We start from the raw sequence: 14,130 nt of genomic DNA, 5'->3' as shown, positions 1-14,130 counted from the left end.
GCGGTCGTCAAGCAGAGCCGGTCGGCGTTTTACTACCAGCCTCGGGACCATGATGTCCCAAATCCCATGGCATGCCTTCCTCCGGGATGTTGTCGCTCATGCGCCGGCACCGACGGTGTGGATGGCGGCATGCATCTCACCTACATTGAGACTAGCTAGCCTGGAGCCTGAATCGCTTGTTGATGTTTGCGTCATTTGTAGTTGACGGAAGCGTCAGGAGTGGCCGAGATAGCGCCACTGCCCTTGAGAAGTTACAGGCTCTCCCGACCCAGTGTATAGGGGGAGCTGGCCACCTTCTAAAGAAGGTCCCACCCAGAGTGGGGTTAAGAGACTCCGGCCCGCACTACCATGCTGTTAACAAAAAGCGTGCTCACGCGGGCTTTTTGCTGTCTGCTCACTTTGTGTTGACCAAGACGTCTATCAGCTTTGTAGCAGCCGAGCGCGCAATTTGCTCGTCCATGTCTAGACGGACATAAGCGCTTTCAACAACGAGCAACAAGAGATTTCGTCCGCGCGACACGCGAAACCAAATGGAGTAATGCCCTTCGGGTGTGACGCGCTTCACGGCGAAATGATTGTGATGCCGTGTTGGATAGACATTGCGTTGATCTAGGGCGGCGATTAATCGCGGCAACTCCTTACTGTCCTCGTAGCGTTTCGGGCAGAACACCCTGCCGAATCCGGACACACCATCCGCGCATACCACCTGACCTCAACTGCGATTGAGGTCGTTGCCCTGGGCCGACGGCCTGCGCGTCAGCGTGGATGCCACAGCCCGGCCTGCGCCCGCGCGATGCGCAAGGCTGGGAATTGCTGGCAGCCTAAACCGCAGCGTAGCCCAACCCGCTTGGAGCCGCGAGCAAGACGACTGCGCTCACCGTCAGGAAACTTGGCAGTGCGCGTTGCGGCATGTACCACGAGTGCGCTGCGCTCCCTGCGCGCCGCCCGCACCCGCTTGATGTCTGCTCGCTACGTTTGTCAGCCGCTCTTGGCGCTGGCCGGCTCCGGCAAGCGGAAGAACACACGCGCTGCCGCCGTGCTGTTGGCGGCGGTCACGGCAACGTCTTCGCCACGATGGCGCGCGAGTTCTTCGACGATATGCGACAGGAACATCGGCTCGTTGCGACGGTCCTTGGGCATCGGCTTGAGTGTGCGCGGCAACAGGTACGGCGCATCGGTTTCGATCATCAAACGATTAGCCGGAATATTGCGCACCAGCTCGCGCAAATGCGCACCGCGACGCTCATCGCACAGCCAGCCGGTGATGCCGATGTAGTAATCGCGGTCCAGATACGCAAACAATTCTTCGCGCGTGCCGGTGAAGCAGTGCACCACCGCCGCACCCAAGCGGCCTTCGAAGCTGCGCATGATGGCGATGAAATCCTCATGCGCGTCGCGCTGGTGCAGGAACAACGGCTTGCCGTTGTTTGCAGCCAACTGCAGCTGGCGTTCGAATGCCTTGTGCTGCGCCGGGCGCGGCGCAAAATCGCGGAAGTAATCCAGCCCACACTCGCCCACCGCCACCACCTGCGGATGCGCCTGCAGGGTGCGCATTTCCGCTTCGCATTCGGCAGTGAATTCCACTGCGTGATGCGGATGCACGCCGGCGGTGGCATACAGAAATCCGGGGTGTTGCTGCGCCAGTTGCAAGGCCAGTGGCGAATGCTCGCGGCTGGCGCCGGTCATCACCAGCTGCGCCACGCCGGCATCGCGTGCGCGTTGCAGCACCGCATCGCGATCGCGGTCGAACGCGTCATGGGTGAGGTTGGCGCCGATATCGATCAATTGCATGCTGCGGGTGTCGTGTGGGGGTGAGCCGGGCAAGTGTAACGAGCGGCGCGGTTTGCATGCCTGCTCGGTGAGGGTCGCTGCGCGCCTTACCATCACCCCAACCCGCAGGACAGGGGCTTGGGCTTCCTTCTCCCATCGGGACATTGTCCCCCTTCATGGGGGAGAAGCTGGCGCGTAGTGCCGGAGGGAGCCTCACGCATCTGCCAGCGCCTGCAGTGACAAACGCGTCGCCACGCGCCTGAAGAAGTGACGCAGCGGCTGCTACGCCCATACCTTCACCCCTCTTCAACAGGGAAAGCGGTTACCCCACCGCCGGCACCGACATCGCATCGATCTTCGCTGCCAGCGCCTGGATCGCCAGTTGCGCCGAGCGCGACAGTTGCCGTTGTGGGGCCACGCACAGCGCCAGCGTCATCGGTTTGGTCAGGTGCTGGCGAAACGGCACGAACGCCAAACGTCCGTCGGCCACGTCGGGGGCGGCATCCAGCCACGACATCAGGCCCACGCCGGCGCCGGCACGCACCAGGCCGCGCAGGGTGCGCACGTCGTTGCAGTGGGTGAGCCGCTTCACGTCGATGTGCTGGCGCTGGTACAGCACCTTGGCGTGCTCGCCGACGATCAACGGGGCCGCCGGCAGCAGCAGGCGGTGTTCCAGCGTCTCGCTCAGCTGCAGCTCGGTGCGGGTGCTCAACGGGTGACCCACCGGCATCGCAATGCCTAGTGGAATGTCCGCAAACGCGCGCACTTCCAGGTCCACGCTGCTCACCGGGTCCAGCAGCAGGCCGATATCCACGTCGGCCGAGGTCACCATTTCCATCACGCGCTGGTTGCGTGCGGTGGAGAGGTTGAAGGTGATGCCGGGGTACTCCTGCACCAGCGCCGCCACCGCCGCCGGCACCACGCCTTCGCTGAGCGCGTCGATCATGGCGATCTCCACATGTCCGCGGCGCAGGCCCTTGAGCTCGTCGAAGCGCTCCAGGGTGCGCGCGTAGGCCTTTTCCCAGCCGCGCACGTCCACCAGCAGCAGCTCGCCGGCGGCGGTGAGCCGCAGCCGGCCGGGCAGGCGTTCGAACAGCTGCGCGCCCAGCTCTTCCTCGGCCTTGAGGATCTGCCGGTCGATCGCAGAGGCCGACACGTGCAGCACGTCGGAGGCCTTGCGGATGCTGCCGCAGCGGGCCACTTCGATGAAGTAACGGGTGAAGCGGGAAAAGGTCAGCATGCGGCGGGGCTCTGTTGGCGTTGCATTTTTTGCAATGGCTAGACGGAAAAACGATGTTTGATCACACACCCCCGGCTTCCTAGAGTCAATCCGGCACCGCTCCCGCCCTATGCCAGAGACCGCCCCATGGATGTCGCCGTCCCCGCTCTGCCGCTGCACTGCACCTTCGAGGCCGCCGATTGGCAGCGCCTGGCCCAGCACTGGCACGCGGTGGCGCTGAGCAGCGAGGTGAGCGAAGTGCCGTCCAAGGCCACCTTGCTGGACGAACCGCTGGTGCTGTACCGGCTGGGCAGCGAGTTGGTGGCCGCGCGCGATGTCTGCCCACACCGCGGCGTGCCGCTGAGCATGGGCACGGCTGACGGCGGCGGGGTGGTCTGCGCCTATCACGGCCTGCGCTTCGGCAGCGGCGGGCGCTGCAATCACATTCCTGCCAGCCCCAGCCAGAACATCCCGGCCAAGATGCGCCTGCATACCTATGCGGTGGCCGAGCGTTACGGGTTGATCTGGGTGTGCCTGGCCAAGCCGGCCGGGGTGAGCGATGCGGAAATCCAGATTCCGCCGATGCCGGGTTGGGACGAAGAAGGCTTCCAGCAGATCGTGTGCCCGGCCTTCGACATCGGCGGCAGTGCCGCGCGCCAGCTGGAGGGGTTCATCGACGTGGCGCATTTCGCCTTCGTGCACACCGCCACGTTTGCTCAGCCGGACAAGCGCGAAGTGCCGGCCTATACCACCACCGAAACGCCGACCGGCTTCAATGCCGATTACCTGAGCACGGTGGCCAATTATTCGGTGGACATGCCGCTGCCGGAGGTGGCGCCGGACTTCCAGTGGCTGCGTCACTTCGAAGTGCATCTGCCGTTCACCGCCACGCTCACCATCCACTTCCCGGTGCCGGGCAAGCGGCTGGTGATCATGAATGCCGCAAGCCCGGTGTCCAAGCACAAGACCCGGCTGCTGGTGCCGATTGCGCGCAATTTCGATACCCATCTGCCGGTGGAAGACGTGCACGCCTTCAACTTGCGCGTGTTCGAAGAGGACCGCGCGATGGTGGAAGCGCAGCGGCCGGAATACCTGCCGCTGGACCCGCTGCTGGAAGTGCATATTCCCGCCGATCGCAGTTCCATCGCCTATCGGCGTGGGCTGCGTAGCCAGGGCTATAGCGATTTCTTCCTGCGCTGACGACCAAGGACACTCGCATGAGCCTGCATGAAGTGCGCGTTGCCGAGGTCGTCGATCAAGGCCACCGCCAACGCGCGATCCGGCTGGAACCGGTGGGCGCGCAATTGCCCGCATTCGAGGCCGGCGCACACGTGGACCTGCATCTGCCGGATGGCTTGATTCGCCAGTATTCGATCGCCAGCGCACCGCATGTGCGCGACCACTATTTGCTGTGCGTCAAGCTGGCCGATGCCTCGCGCGGCGGGTCGCGGCATCTGTGCGAACAGCTCGCACCGGGCGATCGTCTGCGCATCTCCACACCGCGCAATCTATTTCCGCTGCATCCGGGCGACCGCCATGTGCTGCTAGCGGCCGGCATCGGCATTACCCCGCTGCTGTCGATGGCCGAAGCACTGGAGGCCCGCGGCGAGCCCTTCGTGCTGCATTACTATGCACGCCGGCATGCGGATGTGGCGTTTTCGCAGCGGCTGCAACAAGGCTTTACGCATGGGCAGGTGCGCATGCACCTAAGCGATGGCGGGCAGAGCCCGCGTGTGCATGTACCGGAAGAACTGGGCCAAGCGCGTGCACGCGATCAGCTGTATCTCTGCGGGCCGGCCGCGTTCATGGACCACTTCACCGTGCTGGCAAAAGCGCATGGCTGGACGGTGGCGCAACTGCATCGCGAACACTTCGCTGCCGCCGCGCCTAGCGTTGCCCATGATGCCGACAGCGCATTCGAAGTGGAACTGGCCGCCAGCGGACGTGTGGTGCAGGTGCCGGCTGATTGCAGCATTGCCAGCGCCCTGCTCGATGCAGGCATTGAAGTGCCACTGTCGTGCGAACAAGGCATGTGCGGCGCGTGTCTCACCGGCGTGCTGGCTGGCACGCCAGATCATCGTGACAGCGTGCTTAGCGACACCGAACATGCCACCAATCGGCAGATCACTGTGTGCTGCTCGCGCAGCCGCTCGCCGCGGTTGGTGCTGGACCTTTGACCGCTGTCTACGCGGTGCATCTGCGCCTGTTCCGTAACGTCGCGCTGGCGGAGGACTTGCTTGCGCCCAACAACGGCGCGCAATGTGCCGCGCAATCCGTTCGCGTGCGCGCTGCAATGCGCACGTCAGCCAAGGCACATACAGCGCGACAATGCGTGATATCGCCGCCTAAAGATTCCGCGCTACGTTTGGTGAGTTCCCCTCGCACCAAAATCCGCGCCCGATGTCCGTGGCAAGCGCAGCACAACAGGGCAAGATGGGCAGTCCGCGCCAGTGCGCTGCTGCCGCATGCCGCCCCATATCGATGAGATGTCTACCGATGTTCGTTTGTCCTGCCGTCAACTCACTCCCCGCCCCGAGCGCACGCTGATGCGCTGGCCGGGTTTTGCGCTCGCCGCCAACGGCAGCACGGTACGCACGGAGGTGCTGGCAGGTGCCACCACCTTTCTGACCATGGCGTACATCGTCTTCGTCAATCCCGACATCCTGGCCACCACCGGCATGGATCATGGCGCTGTGTTCGTGGCCACGTGCCTTGCCGCCGCGCTCGGCTCGCTGTTGATGGGCGTGCTGGCCAATTACCCCATCGGCATGGCGCCGGGCATGGGCTTGAACGCGTTCTTCGCTTTCAGCGTGGTCGGCACATTGGACTACAGCTGGCAGCAGACGCTTGGGCTGGTGTTCGTTTCCGGCTGCATCTTTTTGCTGCTCACCGTCACTGGTGCGCGGCGATGGTTGGTGGATGGGATTCCACCCACCTTGCGCAGCGCCATTGCGGTGGGCATCGGCTTGTTTCTGGCCTTGATCGGGCTGCAGAAAGCCGGGCTGGTAGTGGCACATCCGCAGACCTTGCTCACGTTGGGCGATCTGCATCGGCCCGAGCCGCTGCTTGCGCTGGCCGGCTTGCTGCTGATCGGCGTACTGGAACTGCGCCGCGTGCGTGGTGCCATGCTGCTCGGCATTCTGGCGGTGACCGTGACTGCCCTGGCACTGGGGTTGGTGCACTACACCGGCGTGCTGTCGCTGCCGCCGAGCCTGGCGCCCACGTTGTTGCAGTTGGACATCGTAGGCGCGCTGCACGGCCATGGCGGCAGCGGCGCGCTCGCTGCAGTGGTGCACGTAGTGTTGGTGTTCGTGCTGGTGGAAATGTTCGACGCCACCGGCACGCTGATGGGCGTGGCACAACGCGCCGGTCTGCTGCATACGCCCGCGCAGCGCCACCAGTTCGACCGCGCCCTGCTTGCCGACAGCACCGCCATCCTGGCCGGCTCGCTGCTTGGCACTTCCAGCACCACCGCCTATGTGGAAAGCGCCGCCGGTGTGCAGGTGGGCGGGCGCACCGGCCTCACCGCGCTGGTGGTTGCCGGCCTGTTTCTACTCGCGCTGCTGTTCTCGCCGCTGGCCGCGATGGTGCCGGCCTACGCTACTGCACCGGCATTGATCTACCTGGCCTCGGTGATGCTGCGCGAATGCACGCAGATTCAGTGGGACGATGTGGGCGATGCGTTGCCGGCGGCCATCTGCATGCTAGCCATGCCGTTGACCTATTCCATTGCCACCGGGCTGGCGTTCGGCTTCATCACCTATGCGGCGCTCAGACTCGGCAGTGGGCGCTGGCGCGGTGTGCATCCAGCCACCTGGGCGATCGCGGGATTATTCGTGTTGCGCTATGCGCTGGAATGACCGACGGCGTCGCGCGCGCGACGACCTGCAGGCGAGCACGTGGCTGGCCGAGCGTCGCGCTGCCAGGCAAGCTACACCTTCATCGGCGCTCGCACGCCAACGCATCTCTTACCGAGCTTCCTGCATGCCCATTCTTCACCGCTGCCTGCTTCTGAGCATGTGCGCTTTCTTACCCATCGTCGCGCACGCACGGCCAGCGCTAGCGCCTGCGCAACAACGCGAACAACATGTCGCGCAATTATTCCGTGATGCTGCCGCGCAGCCGGCGCAGTTACGCACCTGGCTACAGGCGATGCCGAAAGGTGGCGATCTGCACAACCATCTCTCTGGCTCGGTGTATGCCGAGGACTATCTGCAATGGGCCAGCGACGATGGTGCCTGCGTCCAACTGAGCGATCTGAGCTTGCGCGCGCCGCCCTGCGGTGCCGGCCAGGAACCGGCCAGCGGCCTGGCAGCGCGTAATGCCGCGCTGTATGGCCGGGTGGTGGATTCGCTGTCGATGCGCAAATTCCTGCCCAGCCCAGCGCAACCCACCGGGCACGATCAGTTCTTCAGCACCTTCGGCAAGTTCGATGCAGTGGTACGCACCCGCGTTGCCGACACCGTCGCCGCAGTGCTGGAGCAGGCCGCACGCGACCGCGTGCCGTACGTGGAAATCATCGCCAACCCACCGCAGATGGATCAGGCTGCCAAGCGCATGCAAGCCTTGCAGTGGAAGGGCTATGACGACGCGGCCAATCTGCGCGCATTGCAGGCCGATTTGCCGCCGCTGGTGCAAGCCGCGCAGCGCGACCTCGCCGACATCGATGCCCAGATACGCCGTGTGCTGCATTGCGACCAGGCCGATGCTCGCCCCGGCTGCACGGTCGATTACCGCTATGTTCCCTACGTGTTGCGTGTGCTGCCGCAGCCGATGGTGTTTGGGCAGATGGCGCTAGCGCATGCGCTGATCGCTGCCGGCACTACCCGCGCAGTGGCGCTCAACATCGTCGCGCCGGAAGACAACCCGGTGGCATTGGCCGATTACGCGCGGCACATGGCGATGTTCCGCTTCTTCGCAACGCGCTACCCCGGTGTGCCGCTGTCGCTGCATGCCGGCGAGCTGACGTTGGGGCTGGTGCCGCCGGCGCAGCTGCGCTCGCATATCCGGCAGGCGCTGGATGCGGGTGCGCGCCGCATCGGTCATGGCGTGGATCTACCCTACGAAGAGGATGCCGATGCACTGCTGCAGCGCATGCGGCGCGAGCAGATTGCAGTGGAGATCAATCTCACCAGCAACGATGTGATCCTGGGCGTCAAAGGCGCCGCGCATCCGCTGGCGCTGTATCTGCGTGCCGGCGTACCGGTGGTGCTGTCCACCGATGATGCCGGCGTCTCGCGCGCGGACATGACCCACGAATACCAACGCGCGATGCAGGAACAAGGCATCGACTACCCCACCCTGAAACAACTCGCCCGCAATGGTCTGAGCTACAGCTTCCTGCCAGGTGCCAGCCTGTGGACTGCCGAAGGTGCCCCTGCATCGGCCTGCGCCACAGCAGTGCAGCGCGAGACGGATGACGCAACCTGCCGCGACTTCCGCAAGAGCAGCGAAAAGGCACGCCTGCAATGGCAGCTGGAAACCGACCTGGCGCAGTACGAGCGTACGTTGCTTGCGCAGCGTCGCTAGTGCAGATGCATATGACGTAGGAGCGCACTTGCGCGCGATGTGGCGTCGCCGGTAAATCCACCTTGCGCGCAAGCGCGCTCCTACAACTTCTCTGTGCCAACGTGTTTCATCATCGCCACGATGCACTCACCTTCGATCACCCGACATCAATGACCGCTTCTTCCTCCCCACATCCCAAGCGCCTCGTCATTCTCGAAGACGATATCGACGGCTTCACGCCCGCGCAGTTGCTGTTGTTGCAATCGCCCGACGTCGAGGTGCTGGGTATCAGTGCTGTCAGCGGCAACATCTGGCGCGATGCAGTGTTGGCGCACACCTGCCGCCTGCTGGAACTTGCCGGACACCCGCAGATTCCAGTGCTCCCCGGCCCGGTGCATCCGCTGCTCAACAGCGAGTTGGCCACCGAACGCTGGGAAGCGCTGTACGGCAAACTCGTCTGGAAAGGCGCGTGGACCAAACACTGGGTAGATGGCGACACCGTGCAGAGCGCGCCGCGTTATCACGCGCACGATGTGGTGCCCGATCTGGCCTTGGGTAATCCCAGTGTGGTGCGCGCCTCCGACGAGCCGGCCGCGTTATTCATGCTGCGCATGGTGCGCCAATACCCGGGCGAGGTAAGCATCATTGCCACCGGCCCGTTGACCAACCTGGCACTGGCGCAATCGCTGGACCCGGCCTTCGCCACGTTGACGCGCGAGCTGGTCTACATGGGCGGCAGCCTCAATCCCCGGCAACAGCGCAACAGCATCAGCGCACAGCAATTCGCGCGCGAATTCGTCAACTCGCCGCGCCGCGAATTCAATATCCGCTGGGACCCGGAAGCGGCCAGCATCGTCATGCGCGCCCCGTGGCGCCAAATCACCATGGTGCCGGTCGACCCATCCACCGCCACCGAACTCACTCCCGAATTGCTGGCACGCATGAGTGCGGCCGACACCACCATCGGCCACGCGCTACGCAGCCGCGAGCCGGGCTTTCCGATGTGGGACGAACTGGCCACCGCAGTGTGGCTGCACCCGGAGTTGGCAACGCACACCGAAAGGCTCTACGTCGACACCAACACCGCCTTCGATGCCGGGTATGGCGATATCTTGTCGTGGGCACCGGGGTATCAGCCCGGGCTGGGCGAACAGGCGCAGACGGTGGTGCATGCAGTGGATGTGCAGGCATTCGAGCAGCTGTTGATCGATCGCCTCACTGCGCCGCAACCGCCAGCGGTGGGATTGCCTTTACCCCTTCTCCCGTCGAGACCTCGGTCCCCTTTATGGGAAGAAGGTGCCCGAAGGGCGGATGAGTGTTCGGCGTGCTGATGACAGTGCTGCGCCGGTTGAGTAGCTTGTAAACGGCGCGGAGCAAATGCCTGACACATCTCCAACTCCCGAGGCACCCTCATCCCAACCCCCGCCCCGCGCCCCAACCCGCGTTTGCGACGCGAGCGCTCCAACGCACGCGTGCCAGTGGTGCGCAAACCGTACCTTCTCGCCCCGGCGTGAGAAGGGCCCAACCCAAGCCTGAGACGAAACGAAGCGCCATGCCACTACCGCGTGGTTAGATCGAACGCTAGAAACTGTACATCCGCAGTCATTCCATTGCCTGCTCGTGCTTCAACGGCTTATACATTCGTCCCATCCGCCCCGCGTCAGGTTCTAAATCAGCAGCAGGCACAGTTGCGTTGCTTGCACACCGCGCAGGCAATACGAATCACCAATCCCAAATTCCGCTCTCCAACAGGTGACCCATGCAACTCCCAGCGCAGTGGCAGGCCGGCGTCGATCGCAATACCGAAGTGCTGCGCGGGCACACGCAGCTGCTGGCCGCCTTCAACGCGCCGCCCGCGACCACCCGTGACGGTGGCGGCCCACGCGGCCAGATCGCTTCCATCGTCAGCACCACGCGCAGTCAGCCCACGCTGGCCGCGCGGCTGGCCACGCAGACGCTGACGCGCATCAACCAGGCCAACGACCGCCTGTGCGCCATCACCCGCCTGCTGCCAGCGCGTGCTGCGGCCGATGCCGCGCGTGTGCAGGCCGCGCTCGCCGGTGGCAGCGACGGTGGCGCGTTGGCCGGCGTGCCATTCGTGGTCAAGGATTTGTTCGATGTCGCCGGGCAGGTCACCACCGCCGGTGCGGCGGTGCGCGCGCAGTGTGCGCCTGCCGCCCGCGATGCCGCGGTCGTGCAACGGCTCGGCGATGCCGGTGCGGTGCTGGTGGGCACTGCCAACATGGACGAATTCGCGTACGGCTTTGCCACTGTCAACGCGCATTACGGCACGACCACCAATCCGCACGATCACCAGCACCTGGCCGGTGGCTCATCGGGCGGCTCGGCTGCAGCAGTGGCCGCCGGGCTGGTGCCGTTCGCGCTCGGTTCGGACACCAACGGCTCGATCCGTGTGCCGGCTGCGCTGTGCGGTGTCTACGGCCTGCGCCCGACGCATGGCGCCGTGCCCGTGGATGGCGTGTTCCCGTTTGTCGATGCGCTGGATGTGGTGGGCCCCTTCGCCACGTCGGTTTCCGATTTGCGCCGCGTGTATGAAGTAATGCGCGGGCATGCACTGCCTTCGCGCACGACCGGCAACCTGCGCATCGCACGGCTGGGCGGCTGGTTTCAACGCAATCTCGATCCGGATCTCGATGCCGGGCTGGAGGCATTGCTCACCGCCTGCAACAGCACCACCATGATCGAACTACCGGAAGCAGAACGCGCGCGCGCAGCGGCCTTCGTCCTCACCGCCGCCGAAGGCGGACATCGGCACCGCAGCGCACTCCATACGCACGGCGCGCAATTCGACCCAGCCACACGCGACCGCCTGCTCGCCGGCTTGCAGCTGCCCGCCAGCGCAGTGGCCGACGCGCAGCGCTTTGCACACTGGTTTGCCAATGCCATGCACGCGCTATGGGACGACGTCGATGTGCTCATCGCACCGGCTACGCCGTGCGTGGCGCCACGCATCGACCAGGACACCATCCAGATCGACGGCCTGCCGGTCTCTGCACGCGCCAATCTGGGCATCTTTACCCAACCGCTTGGGCTGGCCGCCTGCCCGGTGCTGGCCGCGCCGTTGCCGCGCCCCGGGCGCTTACCGCTGGGCGTGCAACTGATTGCCGCGCCGGGTCGCGAAGACCGCGTGTTCGCCCTCGCCGCGCAACTCGAACGCGACGGCTTGCTCGCCTTCAGCCCGCCGCCGGAGCCACGCTGATGCTGCATACCCTGCGCGCGCGCCGCGGCATGGTGGTCGCCCCGCACCATCTCGCCGGCCAGGCCGGGCGGGATGTCTTGCGCGACGGTGGCAATGCCATCGAAGCCGCCGTCGCCACCGCCGCTTGCCTGGCAGTGGTGTACCCACACATGACCAGCATCGGCGGCGATGGCTTCTGGCTCATCCACGAACCCGATGGGCGCGTGCATACCATCGACGCCTGCGGCCGCGCCGCACGAGCCGCAACACTGGATTTCTATCGCGGCCACAGCAGCATCCCGTGGCGCGGCCCCGGTGCGGCCAACACCGTGGCCGGCACCGTCTCCGGCTGGGCGCTTGCGCTGCAGCACGCCGGCGGCACGTTGCCCCTGCAACGGCTGTTGAGCGATGCGATCCATCACGCTAGTGCTGGCGTGCCGATGACGCTGGGCGGCGCGCAGATTGCTGCAAGCAAGAGTGCAGAGCTGCGTCCACAACCGGGCGCCTATGCCGAGATTTTCGAGCCGCGCGGCATCCCTCTGCACGAAGGCGCGCTGCTGCAGCAAGCGCAGCTCGCGCATACCTTGCAACGGCTCGCCGATGAAGGACTGGAGAGTTTTTATCGCGGTGCGCTTGCCTACGACATCGCTGCAGATCTGCACGCGCTCGGCAGCCCGCTCAGCGCTGACGATCTCGCCGCCCATCACGCCGAAGCCAGCGTGCCGCTCTCGGCCGCCATCCATGGCGCGCGTCTCTACAACCACGCACCGCCAACGCAGGGGCTGGCATCGCTGTTGATCCTTGCACTGTTTGATCGCTTGAAGGTGGAAGAAGCAGACAGCTACGCGCATCTGCATGGGCTCGTCGAAGCAAGCAAACAGGCCTTCCTGATCCGCGACGCGCACATCGGCGACCCTGCCTGGATGACGCTCGACGCGCAGGCGTTGCTCGACGACAGTGCTGCACTCGACGCGCTTGCCGCACGCATCGACATGACCACGGCCCTGCCCTGGCCGCAGCCTTCGCAAGCCGGCGACACCGTCTGGTTCGGCGCCATCGACGCGCACGGCCGCGCAGTCAGTTGTATCCAGTCCACCTACTTCGAATTCGGCTCCGGGCTGGTGCTGCCGCGCACCGGCATCACTTGGCAGAACCGCGGCTGCAGCTTCCGCCTCGCCCCCGATGGCTGGAACGCCCTCGCCTCCGGGCGCAAACCCTTCCACACCCTCAACCCGGCGCTGGCCACCTTCGACGACGGCCGCGTCATGGCCTACGGCACCATGGGCGGCGAAGGCCAACCGCAAACCCAGGCCGCCGTGTTCTCCCGCTACGCGCGCTTCGGCATGCCGCTGCAACAAGCGATCACCGCACCACGCTGGCTGCTCGGCCGCACCTGGGGCGAAGACAGCACGTCATTGAAGCTGGAAAACCGTTTCGACCCAGCAGCGGTGCACGCCCTGCGCGAGGCTGGGCATGCGGTGGAACTGCACCCGGCTTATACCTCGGTGATGGGGCATGCCGGCGCGTTGGTGCGCGAGGTCGATGGCGTGATCAGCGGCGCAAGTGACCCGCGCTCCGATGGGGCGGTGGCGGGGTGGTGACCACGGCGCTCGTTTCGCGACTGCGGCGCCCCCCCCCAACACTCGCAGCATGGCGCGCATCAGGATGAAGCGTCCATGTGTCGCAGGGCGGCCGTGCCGGAGAGTCGGTAGCGAACCCAACCGCGGCAAACTTGGCGGTCCGTGTGCCATGCTTAAGCACGCCAATGGCGAGCCAACCACATCTGCGTTACTGCTAACGCGTCGTTGAATCTACTCAGGGAGAGCAACATGACAGACCAAGATCAAAATCAGCCGTCGCTGGAAGACGTCAAGCTGGCGTTCGATGGCCAAAGCGTGGATTGGTATCTGCAGAAGCTGGTCGGCATTGCCAACAACTCGGACGTGCAGTTCGGCGTCACGTTGTTTGTCGAAGGCGTCGTCATTTCCGGCCAACTGGTCAGCGGCAAGCGATATTTCGAGGCGTTTGCGCAGGAATTCTCTGCTGCCTACCCCGGCGGTGCCGATGAAAAAGAAGATATCCGCCGCGCGTTTGCCAGCCACGCCAGCATCTACGACTCCGAAGACGATGCGCAGCAGAGCAGCACGCCGCCGCAGTTCATCCACCTGATCGAATCGCGTTGCTTCTCGCCCGGCGGCCAGCCACTGCCCAGCAACCGTGGCGTGCTGTGGCGCGGCAAGGTGAATGCTGTGTCCGGCTTTACCCTTGGGTCGCTGTCGGCAGACTAAGAGCAGGTAACAAAACGACTGCGCTCACCGCCAGGCGGGCGCGGCCGGTGCTCGGAATCGGCATGTACCACGCGTACGCTGCGATTCTGAGCGCGCCGTCCACGCCCACCTGACGACCGCTCGCTACGGTTTGTTAGCCGGTCTAA

11 protein-coding genes and 2 other RNA genes are annotated in these 14,130 nt (G+C 65.0%); 10 read left to right on the top strand and 3 right to left on the bottom strand.

The annotated features are described in order from the left end of the window. Nucleotides 1-394: 394 nt before the first annotated feature. The gene (locus tag NX05_RS22995) at nt 395-688 is read right to left on the bottom strand and encodes a hypothetical protein (RefSeq protein WP_244220698.1); all 294 of its coding nucleotides are present in this window, start codon (nt 686-688) and stop codon (nt 395-397) included. Nucleotides 689-909: 221 nt separating this feature from the next. Here NX05_RS22995 and NX05_RS22990 point away from each other — a divergent pair. Continuing rightward, nucleotides 910-984, top strand: a non-coding RNA gene (locus NX05_RS22990) — sX9 sRNA. Here the strand turns inward: NX05_RS22990 and NX05_RS17235 are convergent. Both NX05_RS17235 and NX05_RS17230 read right to left on the bottom strand, forming a co-directional pair. Further along, the gene (locus tag NX05_RS17235) at nt 979-1,791 is read right to left on the bottom strand and encodes a TatD family hydrolase (protein WP_039436528.1); all 813 of its coding nucleotides are present in this window, start codon (nt 1,789-1,791) and stop codon (nt 979-981) included. The two genes, NX05_RS22990 and NX05_RS17235, sit on opposite strands and share 6 nt — an antisense overlap. Nucleotides 1,792-2,092: 301 nt before the next feature. Further along, entirely contained in the window at nt 2,093-3,010 is a 918-nt protein-coding gene (locus NX05_RS17230) for a LysR family transcriptional regulator (protein WP_010379953.1), read from the bottom strand. Nucleotides 3,011-3,136: 126 nt separating this feature from the next. On the opposite strand from NX05_RS17230, the gene NX05_RS17225 reads away from it, so the two are divergent. From NX05_RS17225 to NX05_RS22985, 9 genes are all read left to right on the top strand, one after another. Continuing rightward, nucleotides 3,137-4,189, top strand: a complete 1,053-nt coding sequence (locus NX05_RS17225; protein ID WP_039436527.1) for an aromatic ring-hydroxylating oxygenase subunit alpha — start codon at nt 3,137-3,139, stop codon at nt 4,187-4,189. 17 nt (nt 4,190-4,206) lie between these two features. Next, on the top strand, nt 4,207-5,166 hold the full coding sequence (locus NX05_RS17220; RefSeq protein ID WP_010379951.1) for a PDR/VanB family oxidoreductase: 960 nt from the start codon (nt 4,207-4,209) through the stop codon (nt 5,164-5,166). A 369-nt stretch (nt 5,167-5,535) separates the two neighbouring features. Further along, a complete protein-coding gene (locus NX05_RS17215) occupies nt 5,536-6,849 on the top strand; it encodes an NCS2 family permease (protein WP_039436526.1) in 1,314 nt (437 codons plus the stop codon). Nucleotides 6,850-6,973: 124 nt separating this feature from the next. After that, a complete protein-coding gene (locus tag NX05_RS17210) occupies nt 6,974-8,518 on the top strand; it encodes an adenosine deaminase family protein (protein ID WP_039436523.1) in 1,545 nt (514 codons plus the stop codon). A 149-nt stretch (nt 8,519-8,667) separates the two neighbouring features. Further along, entirely contained in the window at nt 8,668-9,828 is a 1,161-nt protein-coding gene (locus tag NX05_RS17205) for a nucleoside hydrolase (protein WP_039436522.1), read from the top strand. A 428-nt stretch (nt 9,829-10,256) separates the two neighbouring features. Further along, nucleotides 10,257-11,717, top strand: coding sequence for an AtzE family amidohydrolase (locus NX05_RS17200; protein ID WP_039436521.1), 1,461 nt, complete (start codon nt 10,257-10,259; stop codon nt 11,715-11,717). Next, on the top strand, nt 11,717-13,297 hold the full coding sequence (locus NX05_RS17195; RefSeq protein WP_039436520.1) for a gamma-glutamyltransferase family protein: 1,581 nt from the start codon (nt 11,717-11,719) through the stop codon (nt 13,295-13,297). Before NX05_RS17200 ends, NX05_RS17195 begins: the two co-directional genes overlap by 1 nt. Nucleotides 13,298-13,525: 228 nt before the next feature. Then, complete coding sequence (gene gvpU / locus NX05_RS17190; RefSeq protein WP_039436519.1) at nt 13,526-13,984, top strand: gas vesicle accessory protein GvpU; 459 nt, start codon at nt 13,526-13,528, stop codon at nt 13,982-13,984. 62 nt (nt 13,985-14,046) lie between these two features. Continuing rightward, nucleotides 14,047-14,123, top strand: a non-coding RNA gene (locus NX05_RS22985) — sX9 sRNA. Nucleotides 14,124-14,130 lie beyond the last annotated feature (7 nt).

Source organism: Xanthomonas vasicola (assembly GCF_000772705.2).
Taxonomy (GTDB): Bacteria; Pseudomonadota; Gammaproteobacteria; order Xanthomonadales; family Xanthomonadaceae; genus Xanthomonas; species Xanthomonas vasicola.
This window is presented reverse-complemented; position numbering and strand designations above follow the sequence as displayed.

Bases quoted from the DNA above. Each gene is read 5' to 3' on its own strand.
- NX05_RS17235 (WP_039436528.1), bottom strand. From the start codon at position 1,791: ATGCAATTGATCGATATCGGCGCCAACCTCACCCATGACGCGTTCGAC.
- NX05_RS17230 (WP_010379953.1), bottom strand. From the start codon at position 3,010: ATGCTGACCTTTTCCCGCTTCACCCGTTACTTCATCGAAGTGGCCCGC.
- NX05_RS17225 (WP_039436527.1), top strand. From the start codon at position 3,137: ATGGATGTCGCCGTCCCCGCTCTGCCGCTGCACTGCACCTTCGAGGCC.
- NX05_RS17220 (WP_010379951.1), top strand. From the start codon at position 4,207: ATGAGCCTGCATGAAGTGCGCGTTGCCGAGGTCGTCGATCAAGGCCAC.
- NX05_RS17215 (WP_039436526.1), top strand. From the start codon at position 5,536: ATGCGCTGGCCGGGTTTTGCGCTCGCCGCCAACGGCAGCACGGTACGC.
- NX05_RS17210 (WP_039436523.1), top strand. From the start codon at position 6,974: ATGCCCATTCTTCACCGCTGCCTGCTTCTGAGCATGTGCGCTTTCTTA.
- NX05_RS17205 (WP_039436522.1), top strand. From the start codon at position 8,668: ATGACCGCTTCTTCCTCCCCACATCCCAAGCGCCTCGTCATTCTCGAA.
- NX05_RS17200 (WP_039436521.1), top strand. From the start codon at position 10,257: ATGCAACTCCCAGCGCAGTGGCAGGCCGGCGTCGATCGCAATACCGAA.
- NX05_RS17195 (WP_039436520.1), top strand. From the start codon at position 11,717: ATGCTGCATACCCTGCGCGCGCGCCGCGGCATGGTGGTCGCCCCGCAC.
- gvpU (WP_039436519.1), top strand. From the start codon at position 13,526: ATGACAGACCAAGATCAAAATCAGCCGTCGCTGGAAGACGTCAAGCTG.